General features: G+C 59.5%; 10 protein-coding genes and 6 pseudogenes. 5 read left to right on the top strand and 11 right to left on the bottom strand.

Translation table 11 applies throughout. The annotated features are described in order from the left end of the window. Positions 1–183: 183 nt before the first annotated feature. Positions 184–686: pseudogene (locus C5P05_RS01195) on the top strand (transposase); the annotation flags it as partial. Between the two features lie 294 nt (positions 687–980). Here C5P05_RS01195 and C5P05_RS01205 read toward each other — a convergent pair. After that, positions 981–1,250, bottom strand: a pseudogene (locus C5P05_RS01205) (transposase); the annotation flags it as partial. Between the two features lie 110 nt (positions 1,251–1,360). Next, on the bottom strand, positions 1,361–2,773 hold the full coding sequence (locus C5P05_RS01210) for an IS701 family transposase (protein WP_114968090.1): 1,413 nt from the start codon (positions 2,771–2,773) through the stop codon (positions 1,361–1,363). A 429-nt stretch (positions 2,774–3,202) separates the two neighbouring features. Between C5P05_RS01210 and C5P05_RS01215 the strand changes: the two genes are divergently transcribed. After that, positions 3,203–4,669, top strand: a complete 1,467-nt coding sequence (locus C5P05_RS01215; RefSeq protein WP_157979172.1) for a tannase/feruloyl esterase family alpha/beta hydrolase — start codon at positions 3,203–3,205, stop codon at positions 4,667–4,669. Positions 4,670–4,761: 92 nt separating this feature from the next. Here C5P05_RS01215 and C5P05_RS01220 read toward each other — a convergent pair. Beyond that, positions 4,762–5,016, bottom strand: a pseudogene (locus C5P05_RS01220) (LysR substrate-binding domain-containing protein); the annotation flags it as partial. Positions 5,017–5,096: 80 nt separating this feature from the next. Here C5P05_RS01220 and C5P05_RS35100 point away from each other — a divergent pair. The 3 genes and pseudogenes from C5P05_RS35100 to C5P05_RS34250 form a co-directional block, all read left to right on the top strand. Beyond that, entirely contained in the window at positions 5,097–5,372 is a 276-nt protein-coding gene (locus C5P05_RS35100; RefSeq protein ID WP_114968091.1) for a transposase, read from the top strand. Then, positions 5,269–5,481: pseudogene (locus C5P05_RS01230) on the top strand (IS21 family transposase); the annotation flags it as partial. The gene C5P05_RS35100 and the pseudogene C5P05_RS01230, both read left to right, overlap by 104 nt. Then, positions 5,474–5,650 (top strand): annotated as a pseudogene (locus tag C5P05_RS34250) (ATP-binding protein); the annotation flags it as partial. The pseudogenes C5P05_RS01230 and C5P05_RS34250, both read left to right, overlap by 8 nt. A 54-nt stretch (positions 5,651–5,704) precedes the next feature. Here C5P05_RS34250 and C5P05_RS34255 read toward each other — a convergent pair. The 8 genes and pseudogenes from C5P05_RS34255 to C5P05_RS01270 form a co-directional block, all read right to left on the bottom strand. Next, positions 5,705–5,839: pseudogene (locus tag C5P05_RS34255) on the bottom strand (Dabb family protein); the annotation flags it as partial. A gap of 53 nt (positions 5,840–5,892) precedes the next feature. Continuing rightward, positions 5,893–6,375 (bottom strand): hypothetical protein, encoded by a 483-nt coding sequence (locus C5P05_RS01240; RefSeq protein WP_232834294.1) that lies wholly within the window; start codon positions 6,373–6,375, stop codon positions 5,893–5,895. A 32-nt stretch (positions 6,376–6,407) separates the two neighbouring features. Further along, positions 6,408–8,012 carry an IS66 family transposase gene (gene tnpC / locus C5P05_RS01245; RefSeq protein WP_420130714.1) on the bottom strand — a complete coding sequence of 535 codons (1,605 nt, stop codon included), beginning with the start codon at positions 8,010–8,012 and terminating at the stop codon, positions 6,408–6,410. Then, positions 8,006–8,404: an IS66 family insertion sequence element accessory protein TnpB gene (gene tnpB, locus C5P05_RS01250; RefSeq protein WP_114968085.1), complete on the bottom strand. Its 399-nt coding sequence runs from the start codon at positions 8,402–8,404 to the stop codon at positions 8,006–8,008. The genes tnpC and tnpB overlap by 7 nt, the downstream gene beginning before the upstream one ends. Continuing rightward, positions 8,404–8,736: an IS66 family insertion sequence element accessory protein TnpA gene (tnpA, locus tag C5P05_RS01255; RefSeq protein WP_114968086.1), complete on the bottom strand. Its 333-nt coding sequence runs from the start codon at positions 8,734–8,736 to the stop codon at positions 8,404–8,406. The genes tnpB and tnpA overlap by 1 nt, the downstream gene beginning before the upstream one ends. A gap of 101 nt (positions 8,737–8,837) precedes the next feature. Next, the gene (locus tag C5P05_RS01260) at positions 8,838–9,902 is read right to left on the bottom strand and encodes a porin (protein ID WP_114968087.1); all 1,065 of its coding nucleotides are present in this window, start codon (positions 9,900–9,902) and stop codon (positions 8,838–8,840) included. 46 nt (positions 9,903–9,948) lie between these two features. Next, positions 9,949–11,004 carry a maleylacetate reductase gene (locus C5P05_RS01265; RefSeq protein ID WP_114968088.1) on the bottom strand — a complete coding sequence of 352 codons (1,056 nt, stop codon included), beginning with the start codon at positions 11,002–11,004 and terminating at the stop codon, positions 9,949–9,951. Further along, positions 11,005–11,746 (bottom strand): tripartite tricarboxylate transporter substrate binding protein (locus tag C5P05_RS01270; protein ID WP_232834295.1); only part of this gene is annotated, 742 nt, incomplete at its 5' end.

Raw genomic sequence — 11,746 nt, forward strand, 5'->3', positions numbered from 1 at the left:
GGCTGTAATAACGTCTTGTGGGGCGAGGGCTATCGACCTCGTTCGAACTGGTGTGCACGATCTTCATGATGCACACTATCGTTTCGATTGGTCATCGATTCAATATGCCTTCAGCAGACGCTTACGAAGGTCGCGCGCATCAGCAAACTTTCATGCGACACGACTTAAGCGATCTGCTGCAAGATGGCGGCCCTGCACCAAGAGGGATTGATACCGCCGCCTGGCCTGCCCGAGCACTGGGTGGTCGATTGCAAGTGCGTGGGCAGCGGTGAGAAAGCCTTGGTCTACCTTGGCCGCTACCTGTACCGGGGTGTAATTCAAGAGAAAGACATCATCCGATGCGAAAACGACCAAGTCACCTACCGCTGGCGCGATAGCAAAACCAAGAAGATGGCGCTGCGCTGCGTCAGTGGGGCGACCTTTTTATGGCTGGTGCTGCAGCATGTGCTGCCCAAGGGCTTTCGCCGTGCGCGCAACTATGGCTTTTTGCATCCGAACAGCAAACGCCTGATCGCGCTGCTGCGCCTGCTGGTGTTCAGGCCGCCGGTCAGCCTACCACCCCAACGCCGCGTGCGCAACTGCTGTGCACCTGCTGCGGCGCTGCGATGGTCATCGTCAGGCGACGAATCTTGCCGCCCACAACTAAGCCGCCGCGTGTTGGCCATGAGGACGGTCTGAGCACGTAAGTCAAACAGCCATTACGCGTACCAGCGCCCACCGGGTGCTGTGGATGCCCTCGGCCCAAAGCAGCAAAAACCTGCTGGTTTGGCCACCCAAAATGCGCCCTTTGGGCGCCGGGCCGTTGCAATGACGGCCTGAATCATCGGTACTGCCGGGCTTGGTAACCCCAACGTCCTTTGCGCCCGGTGGAGTCAGAAAAGATATTTTCAGAGAGTCAATGCCGTTGCGGCTTGAACCGGGCTTGTCCAACAACCGGTTCAGATCGTGGCTCGCTTCGCGATCACGATCTAACCTTATTCGTTGTACTGGGTTTGCTCCATGAGCTGACGCTCCGAGCGCACGCTGTAGAACACTTGCAAAAGCATGGCGCGCAGCAGTTTCTCGGGGGCAATGCTGGGCCTGCCGCCTTTGATGTCGGCCTCGTACATCCCAGCGAACAGCGCATCCATCTTCACCAAAGCCTCGTTGACCATCTGGCGTATGGGCCGCAGGGGATGATCACTTGGCACAAAGTCTTCCAGATGGCGCATCGTGAACAGGCTTTCGGTGAAGGTGTCGGCTCCGCGCATGGAATTGAATTACTTGTATCTGGTGATGGAAAAATGGGCTCCCTGAGATAAACGTTGGAACTTGCGTATCGGCGGACTCCGCTCCGAGGTATTTCAGCAGCCTGCTAGTCTTACTCTGTCACAAACGTAATCTCGGGCTTATCCAATGGCAGTGCGGGCAATGTCCCAGGGCGCTTGCGAGTGCGACGCTCAGGCGTAGGCGCAGCGTCGTGATCGAGTCCGGTACGTGACGCTGTGCGCGCTGGACTGCCCCGAGGGACGTAATCTTTGGGAACGGCAGGCACCTGGCGTTGGGCGAAGTTTTTTTTACCGCCGGCATCGCTGCTGCCGGTCTTCAGACGTTGCGCCATCAGGAACCCGTAGGCTGCGATGCTCAGCGTGGCGTGATGGTGAAACCCGCGCCAGCCCCTGCCCTCATAGTGGCCCAGCCCGAAGTCCTGCTTCAAATCCTGGTAATCCCGCTCAATGCGCCAGCGCATCTTGGTGACGAACACCATTTGCTCCAGCGTGGCCTCATCTGGGGCGGTGGTGAGGAAGTATTTTGTCGGCTCGGCCTCGCCGTCGGGCCACTCGATCAGCAGCCACTCCTCGTCTCGCATCTCGGGCCTGAGGTAATCCCGATGCGCGGGACGCACGCGCACCCCGGCGAAACGGGAGGAGAGTTCGGTGTTGGTACCCTCCCGCCAAGTGACAGTGCGCCAGGCTTGTGCGGGCAAGGTCATGGCCAGTGCCTTGACTGCCACCGGCGCATTGCCGGGCTCCCGACGCAGCTTCGTGGGCCGTGTGCCGCGACCCGACCAGGCTTTGGGTGGTAGCGGCGCTGTCCCCGGTGCCCATACCGTGGTGGCCGGGCGGATACCGACGGCGTAGAGCATGCCCAATTCGGTAATGCCATCCCGAAAGGCGGTTTCATCGCCATAACCGGCGTCTGCCAGCACCACGCCCATGGGGACACCCGCAGCGACTGCTTGGCGCATCTGTGCCAGAGCGATCTCGGGCTTGGTCGCGAAGGCAATGTCCTCAGGAACACCAGCGGACTTGCGCCGCACCGGGTCAACAGCCCAGTCCTTGGGCAGGTAGAGTTGGTACGCCATGGGGATGCTGCCCTGAACGCTTGCCAGTGACAGGCTGACCGCCACCTGGCAGTTGTCTTGCTTGCCCAGCTGGCCGCAATACTGGCGGGCCACGCCCACTGAATGCTTGCCCTTCTTGGGAAAGCCCGTGTCGTCGATGATCCAGTAGCAGCCGCTATCCAGGTCCAGCGTCGGCATGACCCAATCGCGCACCCGAGCCATGACCGCCGTGTCCGACCACTCGGACTTGGCCACAAAGTGATGCAGCGCCTGGTGCCGTGCGCTGGCATGCAGGGGGTCAACGCGCGCGGCCATGGGTTCGACGCTTTTGCGTGACAAGGGCAGCATCAGGCCGGTGCAATACCCGCTCAGTCCCGCATGCCGGTCAGCATGGCCGAGCCCTTCAGACAAATGTGCGGTGTAGCGGTTGAACTCCCTGGCTGTGTCCATCATGCCTCCAGTCAGAATCTGTGATTTCCAGATTATGACTGATTTTATGACACAGTAAGACTAGTGCATTCTGGGTCAGGGCAGCAAAATAGCACGGCGGCTGAGTACGGCCGCGATTCAAGAGAGGCAGCATCTCAGGAGCGGATGTTCTACGTGCTGTCCACAAGCGGCGCACGAATGGAGGCTCGGAGAGCAAGGGAGCGGTATGCAATTTCCTTATTTTCGCTATAAGGCTAGCTAGCATGTCTTGAGACGATCGTCTCTTCTACACTTTCTAGTCTAGGCGTTGGGATTTTTCAGACAAAAAATGGAGACACTATGAAGACAAATGCAGCATCAATACTTCGGCCTTATTTGGCTGGTTTGGCCCTCACGGGACTCGTAGGTTGCGGCGGGAGCAGTGATGCGCCGTTGTCATGCGGAGACCTCGTGAAAGTTGAGTTTCCCGATGCAAAGATTCTCACCTCATCGACTATCCCCGCTGGCAACTTCACACCCGTCGCAGGCGCTGCAACCGAGGCAAATATGCCGAGCTTCTGCCGTGTTTCGGCGCGCGTCAATCCGGAAGTGAACGTCGAGGTTTGGCTTCCAGTGAAGGACTGGAACCGGCGTTTTCTAGGAACCGGCAATGGTGGGTTTGCAGGTTCAATTCAGTCCTATCCGGTAATGGCAGATGGCTTGCGCCGCGGTTTTGCGGTCGCAGCGACAGATGCCGGACACGTTGGCACTCTCGGCGATGCAAGCTGGGCACTGGGATCAAACCAGCGCATTGTCGATTTCGGTGATCGTGCACTCCATCAGATGACCTTGAAAGCAAAGGACGTCATCTCAAAGTTCTATGGCACCGGACCTGATAGGAGCTACTACAACGGCTGCTCGACCGGCGGCAGGCAAGGATTGATGGAGGCTCAGCGCTACCCCGGGGACTATGACGGCATTGTGGCTGGTGCGCCAGCAAACCATATGGTGGCGCAACAGATCGGCCATACTGGTCGGGCGTTTGCGCTGTATGAGAATCCGAGCAGTGCTATACCGAGTGCAAAGATCCCCCTCCTCGCGAAAACGGTATTGCAGCAGTGCGATTCAATCGACGGTGTCACTGATGGCGTGCTGGATGACCCAAGGCAATGCAAGCTAGATCTGTCGTCAATTGCGTGCACCACTGGCGATTCTTCTACCTGCCTCACGCAACCTCAGATCACCGCGATAACCAAGATCTACGCAGGTACAAAAAATCCCAGGACAGGCGCCACGCTCTTTCCAGGATACTTTCCAGGGGGAGAGGAAGGAACGGGAGGGTGGGCATTTACCGGATCATTCGGTGGTCCACCCGCCACTGGGACAAGCTGGATGCGCTATGCGGTGTTTGAAGACCCCAACTGGGACTGGCGCACATTTGACTTTGACTCTCAGGCCGACAAAGCTTTTGCCAAGTTGTCCTCTTTGGTCGATGCGACGAACCCGGACCTCGGAGCGTTCCAGCGTCGTGGAGGGAAGCTCATTCAATACCACGGATGGTCGGATATTTACATCACCCCGCAGGTCAGCGTCGACTATGCAAGCGCCGTAAAGGCAACGATGGGCAGTTCCACAGCGGACAGCTTCTATCGGCTCTACATGGTTCCCGGGATGCAACACTGCCAAGGTGGACCTGGGCCGAATCTCTTTGGCGGATCCTCACAAGGGGCTCCCGTCAAGGCAGATCCTACGAATGATGTGCTTTCGGCCGTAATGGCCTGGGTAGAGCAAGGACAAGCGCCAAGTCATATTGTTTCTTCTCGCCGCGGGTCGAATGGTGAAGTTGAGCGAACGAGGAAGCTGTGTCCTTTCCCTCAACGCGCCGTCTATAGCGGAACTGGATCTACGAATGCCGAAGCGAGCTTCGTCTGTCATTAGGACAAAACGATATGCCGCGTCGATCGTAAATGACAGGGGCGGTATATTGAGCATCGCCACCTGTTGCGACGATGGTTCAAGCAACATGAGCTTTAATGCTCTCCGAAGCGCCCCATCCACTTTTTCTCCGTATCCATCTTTGCAAAGCTTTCGATGACAAAATCGATAAAGCTACGCACTTTTGCAGACAGGTGCTTGCGACTTGGGTACGCCAGATTGATAGTGAGGTTCGGCAAGGTCCACTCGTTCAGAATTGGGACCAGGCGGCCAGAAACAATGTCGTCATAAAGTATGTGGGTCGGTTGCACAATGATACCCATGCCGTTGAGCGCTGCCGAGCGTAGTACTGTAAGCGGCCAGTCATGGCATCTTGATCAATGGGCGGCGGCATGGGAGTCTCGTGTCCACGTAACTTCTTGGTGGACACGTGGCTACTACTTCTATTTCCCCGGCGTTGCCCGGTCGGCGGCTGCGCCGGCACAGCGAGCAGTTCAAGAGCGAGGTGATCGGCGCCTGTCGGCAGCCTGGCGTGTCGATTGCGGGCGTTGCGCTGGCCAACGGACTGAACGCCAATTTGCTCAGGCGCTGGGTGGTCGAGGCTGGCCGTGGAGTTGGTGCTGGAGAGGGCCACACCGGCTGGCAGCGTGAGCGCCGAGCATGTGCGCAATGTACTGGCCCGATTGAATGCGCCCCAGACCCCTGAGCAGGCCGAAACGGCCCTACAGCTCACCCACGTACCCAAGGCCGACACGGCCCGCTACGACCGGCTGCGCGCCACGCGCGTAGACGGCCAGGAGGTGCATCATGAGTGAGGGCAAACAAGATGTGCTGGCGCAACTCAAGGCGTTACGGTTGCACGGCATGGCCGGGGCCTGGGCGGAGTTGGCTGAGCAAGGAGATGGCGTGGGCATCCAAACGTCCCGCTGGCTGGTGGAACACTTGCTGCAGGCCGAGGATGTGGACAGGAGCATGCGCTCGATCCAGTGCGGCTTGCGTTTTGAATTCACTGTAGATCACAACATCACATGCATATGCCACATGGCTGTGGTCAATGCCAATTTCAAGCCGGACCAATCCCGGAATCCTGCCCTCAAGAGACTCAAACTCGCATTTGAGGCTCTCCGCGTTGGCCATCCGCCCTGCCGATGATTCCCCTTTCATGTCCCACATGACGATGTGCTTTATCACTTGCAAGGTAAGCGGTAAGCCAGCGGCGTTGTTGACTATCGGTTTCGGTTTTTCGTCTTCGGTGCGGTCTGCGCAATGCACTCCACCAAGTTCAGCGCCGCCAGCATCAGCATCTTTTGCGCCTCGGTCTCGATGCCCAGCAGGCCGTGTTCCCGGAACTTGCCGAAGACATAGGCGAGCATCTGCTGCTCGGGATGGTCCGCAATGGCGTCCGTGGTCGCCTGCGTTTGCTGCTGCGGCGTCAGGCCCTTAATGAAGCGCGCGCGTCCTGAGATGCGCTGCAGACAGCGCTCCTGGACATCTTCGGAGATGACTGGCCAGGCCCTGCCGCTGGCCCTCATCGCCTCGTAGAACACGAGCAGCAGGTTCAGCACCACCTCCATTTGCTCGAGGGTGGCGGCGTACCGCTGTAGGACGAGCACGGAGAAGAACAGGTTGGGTTGTCTGGCGTGAATTTCCTCGGCAAGCCGCTCGCGGTCCTTGAAGCTCATGCGCTCGACGCGCAGCACGGCGTCCACCAAGAGTCGGCTGGAGATCGCTGGCATTGCGACTACGCGATGGCTGCGTGCAAGTCCGAGCGCAGTGGGTTGTCGGCGAAGTGCTGCTTCCACCGCCGCGGCGTGAGTTCTGCCACGCGTGCCGCCGGGTGCTGCCCCACGCGCTGCAGCACGTCCACCAGGTACGTATACGGATCGATGCCGTGCAGCCGGCAGGTGGCGATCAGGCTCTGCACGATGCCTGCATGCTGGGCACCCACCTCGGTCCAGCAGAACAGCCAGTTCTTCTTGCCCATCGGGATCGGACGCAGCGCGCGCTCCAGATGATTGGTGTCCATCGGCACGTCAGGGTCGTCCAGGAACACCTGCAACTGCGCCTTGCGCTCGCGCGCATAGGCCAGCGCCTTGGTCAGCGGATTGCTCGGCAGCAGCCCCTGCTGCTCGAACTGGTGATCGACCCACTCGAAGAACTGCTCGACCAACGGTTTGCTGTGCGTCAGGCGATGCACCCGCTTGTTCTGGCCAGACAGCTTCTTGCCTCGTATCTCCTCTTCGATCTTGTACAGCGCGCCGATCTGGCGCAGCGCCTCGCCGGCGGCTTGCGGCTCGGCGTCCTTGGCCTCGAAGAAGGTGCGGCGTGTATGAATCCAGCATTGGGCGTGCGTCACCCCGGTCCTCTTCGCATAGCTGGCGTACGCCTCGTAGCCGTCGCTGAGTAACACCGCGCCCGGCGCTTGGCTCAAGCCCAGCGCCTGCTGCACGTGCTCGTGGCGCCTGGACTCGAAGTACGGGAAGCACACTTCATCGAGCTGGCCATACACCGGCCAGTAGAAGCCTGTACCCATCTTGCCGGGTCCGGCTCGGCCCGCCTTGATCGGCGTCTCGTCCATCGCCTTGACGCGGCTGGCGCGGATGGAGTCGAACTGCGCTTCATAGATCGGCTCCAGCAACTGCGCGCCTTGCTGCGCGAGCTGCGTCAGCCAGGGCCGGCTGAGTTTGAAGCCCGCATCCACCAGGCGCTGGTGCTGACGGTACAGCGGCAGGTGCCAGGCGAACTTGTCTACCATCAGGCCGACCACGAAGCTCACGTCGGCACGGCTGCCTTCGATGACGCCCGCCGGCGCGCTGGGGCAGTGCAGCGTCTGCGTGTCCAGCCGCTTGATCACCGGGCGTACGTACTTCAGCACCACGTAACTGCCCGGGCGCTGCGCCAGCCGGTGGCTGGTCTTCTCGCCGATGACCTCGTATTGTTCGCGCGCCAGACCCTGGGCCTCGGGGTTGGGCACTTGGATGATCTGTACCGGCACCTTGGATTCGTCGAAGAACGGCGCGCTGGCGCTGTCGTCGCTGAAGTCGCGGCGCGTCTTGCGCCGCTTGTGCGCGGGCACGTCCTGCTCAGGCGCGACCTCGGGCTCAAGCGGCGCCATCAGCTCGCCCAGATGCATTTGCTGCGCATCGGGCAGCGGCGCAAAGCGCTCGCTCTTGCGGCCGAACAGCTGGCGCTTGAACCATTCGATCTGATGCTTCAAGCCTTTGACCTGCTCGTTCAGCTGCGCGATCGTCGTGGCCTGCGTTTGTACCAATTCGGCCATCGCCACTGCCGCCAGTCCTGACGCTTGCGCGGCAGGGTGCACTCGGGTGGGCGTGGCGTTCAGCATGGGCACGATGGTATCGGCGCAGCCGCGTCGCGCATACCGTGTTGATCCTGATTGCGCACGAGCCGATAGCGCTTCTTGTGCCGCTTCACCTCGATGCCTTCGAGCAGCAGCTTCAGGCCCGTGTAGTCCATTTCGCGGTCGCACACGTCGCGCCAGTTGCCGATGAAGCGCCCGGCCTCCAGCCGCTTGGCCCACAGGCACCAGCCGCTGCGGTCGAAGTACAGCACCTTGATCTGCGTGGCGCGCCGGTTGACGAAGGCAAACAGCTGCCCGTTCAGCGGGTCTTGCTGCAGACCCTGGCGCGCCAGCGCGTACAGCCCGTCGTAGGACTTGCGCATGTCCACCGGCTGGCCGTACAGGTACACGCGGATGTGGCCTTCGGGGAAGAACATCAGCTGCGCACCAGGTGCAAGGCAAGGCCACCACCCAGATCGATCTTGAGTTCCAGGCGAGGCTCAATGCTCACGCTGGCGCTGGCCAACGCCCCGAGCTCAAGGAAGTCGCCTGCGGCCACTTTTTGCGGCTGGCGCGATGGCTTACGTTGAACGGCCGCATCGACGGCCGGCGCTGACGCCAGCCGGGCGCGCCAGCGGTGCAGGCTGCTCTGGCCCACGCCTTCGCGCCGGCAGAACTCCCCCACCGTGGCCCCCTGGGCATCGAAGCGCGCCACCACCTCGCGCCATCCCTGCGCTCCCAACCGCCGCCGCTTGCCTGCTGATTCCATCTGCCTTGCTCCTCATGCGTTGAACATGAGGCAATTCTGGGCAGTACGGTCGCGCGAAGGAACAACGCCGCAGGCTTACCGCTTACCTTGCAAGAACCTTTTTAAAACGAATGACGAATGCCGGCCATGACGCCTCGAACATCTCCTCCAGCCACGGATGGGGTGAAAGAGGATTGAGAGATGTTTAGCGGAAACCGGCCCGTCCCGTTGTTCCATGTTCTGCCAACGCTGGTGTAAAGGTTGGTGCGCTTTGACAACTCATAGGTGTAACTCACACCCAGTGTTGTTCCTCGGCCGCCGGCAACTTCGGTTTTGAGTTTGATGATCTGCGCAAGCCATTGGCCCGCGCCCGCCTTGATAGCTGCACCGGCATGCAGGTATGACACCTTGTTGGACGGTCCTGCCGGGTCGCTGTAGCCCGCACCAGCAGTTACCCGAAACGGTCCGAAGTCGTAGCCACCACCACCCATAAGCTGCCGGGTAGTTGTAACCGGCAGACCAGCCGGAACGGTCGCTGGCGCAACTTTCACATCGACCACTGCGATGCTTGCATTAAAGGCGCCGGCGGCATAACGCCCGCCGAGGCCGGAAACGTCACCCGCATTTGGTGTGGCAGCCGGGCCTTCTCCCTTGGCATACATCACTCTGGCGGTGAATCCCGCCATAATTGGAGACAGGTAGAAAACTCCATTGCTGGCCCGAGGCGTCGCTGCTGCCAGCGAGTTAATACTTTGCAATGTGCCGAAGAGCCCGAATTTCGAGATGTCGTTTTCAAACAGGCTCCAGTAGGCTGGCGTGTAATCGCGACCCAGGCTCACTTCGCCCCATGGGCCACGCAGACCGACGACCGAGCGCCTCATAAATCCCACATTGGGAGGCGGCATGGATGCGTCATCCGACGAAAATTGAGCTTCAAGATTAAAGAACGCGGCAAGACCACCGCCCAAATCCTCCGTGCCGCGAAACCCCCACCGGCTGGAAGATTGACCACCTGACGCTACCAGGTGCTGGGTGAATTGCCCGTTGTTCACCGAAGCGATGCCTGTGTCGATGAGACCGTAGAGCTGCACATTGCTTTGCTGGGCTCCCACGTTGGTGCACATCATTGCTACCGGGAAAGCAGCCGCTGCGGTGATCCTGCGGATCCCCCGATTTCTAATTTTCATTTTCTATGTCTCCTGTTTATGGTTGTGATCGTCAAAAAAGCTGTGGTCACCAGTCACCGTGAAGTGCGCTTAGAAGCAGTTTTTGAAGCCCGGGCCGTTGCAGGGGGGCAGGGTTCACATAAGCTCCGCTTTCCAGAAGCTCCTCGGTAATTTCGTCAATCCGCTCCGGTCCCATACCGAGAGCGGAAAGTGAGTTCGGAATACCAAGAGAAATGCCCAGGCTACGCAGCTCATGGGGAACATCAGTCACAAGGCCAACGCCTAATGCAACGGAAATTCTGTTCAAGGTAGGGGCGATGTGGGCCGCGTTGTAGCGCAGGACATATGGCAGGACTACCGCGTGCATGGCTGCATGTGGAAGGTTGAGTTTTCCGCCCAGAACGTGGCAGATTCGGTGGTGAAGCCCCATCGTGGTAGTGCCGAGCGCCGCGCCGGCAAGCCATGCTGCATACAGGCATTCGCTCCGGGCCGTAGGTGATGTGCCAAGCCCTTTCAATCCGCTTGCCATGGCGCGAATGGCCTCTTGGGCCATCAAGACAACAATGGGATTGGTGTCGGGGGCGTACAACGCTTCAACGGCGTGGGCGACGGCGTTAAGGCCGCTTGTCACGGACATTTCGAGGGGAAGTGTTTCTGTGAGAACCGGGTCGTAGATAACGGTTTGGGGAAGCACTCGCTTATCCCTGCCGGTTTTTTTTCGCCCATCCTCGGTGATTCCATAGATGGTGGTCATTTCTGAACCGGCATATGTGGTTGGTACCGCGATGATCGGATAACCCTCTTTAAGAGCAAGTGCCTTTGCCAAACCTAACGTTGAACCGCCTCCAATGGCCACAATTCCGTCGATACCCCGCCGGGCTGCTAACGTAGCGGCTTCTGCGACAACGGTTGATGGGACGTGCATTGCGGCCCCATCAAAAATGGCATCAAAGCGATCACCCAGCAGATCGGCCGCCATTTGCGCTTGCGACTTCTGCTCAGGAGTGCAGAGAACCAGGACGCGCCGCAAGCCCGCCAAGCCAGCTTCTTCTGAAAGCTGCTTGACAGCCCCCTCTCCAAAGCGGATGCGAACAGGAAGTTGTTGATAAACAAAGGGGTTCACTCAATCCACCTTGATGTTGAAACGTTTGACGTTCTCTGCCCATCGCGCGATTTCCTGCTTTTGAAAAGACGCGAGCTCAACCGGGCCCTGGTTGATGACCGCAATGCCTTGCCCGGCCAGTCGCTTGGCGATCACCGACGAGCCAAGGGATTTATGAACCGATTCCGACAGAACTTTGAGAATGGAGGGCGGTGTTTCCTTTGGCGCGAATAACGCAAACCACGGGCCACCATCCAGTCCGCTCACCTTGAGCTCTTCAAATGTCGGTAGATCCGGAGCTACCGGAGCACGCACCGCGCTTGCGACCGCTAAAGACCGGATACGGCCTGCCAGAGCCTGTGGCATTCCCGAGCTCAGGGTGTCGAACATCAGGTCAACCTCACCGCCAATCAGGGCCTGCATTGCAGGCGAGGGCCCTTTGTAGGCTATGTGAAGCCATTTGACGCCGGTCAATGACTGCAGCAACTCTGCATAAAGATGGCTGGAGGAGCCGGGTCCGAACGACGCAAATGTCAGCCTGTCCGGCGTGGCGCGCGAAGCGGCAAGTATTTCTGCCCAGGTTTTACCCGGCGCTTTCATGGATGCGTAAAGCGCAACTGGCGTGGAAGCCAGAAGACTGTCCTGATCTAATAACTTCGTACACACAGATAGGTGGAAATCACCTGAGAAAATAAACGTGACGAAATCAAAACGAAGAGTCTTTGACGCGAGCTTCAAGCTGCAAGTCGTTGAAATGATCCGG

The sequence above is a fragment of the Rhodoferax ferrireducens genome (genome assembly GCF_003347515.1).
Classification (GTDB): Bacteria; Pseudomonadota; Gammaproteobacteria; order Burkholderiales; family Burkholderiaceae_C; genus Rhodoferax.

Coding starts and splice junctions, on each gene's coding strand:
- tnpC (WP_420130714.1), bottom strand. CDS start 8,012: ATGCTGAACGCCACGCCCACCCGAGTGCACCCTGCCGCGCAAGCGTCA.
- tnpB (WP_114968085.1), bottom strand. CDS start 8,404: ATGTTCTTCCCCGAAGGCCACATCCGCGTGTACCTGTACGGCCAGCCG.
- tnpA (WP_114968086.1), bottom strand. CDS start 8,736: ATGGAATCAGCAGGCAAGCGGCGGCGGTTGGGAGCGCAGGGATGGCGC.
- C5P05_RS01260 (WP_114968087.1), bottom strand. CDS start 9,902: ATGAAAATTAGAAATCGGGGGATCCGCAGGATCACCGCAGCGGCTGCT.
- C5P05_RS01210 (WP_114968090.1), bottom strand. CDS start 2,773: ATGGACACAGCCAGGGAGTTCAACCGCTACACCGCACATTTGTCTGAA.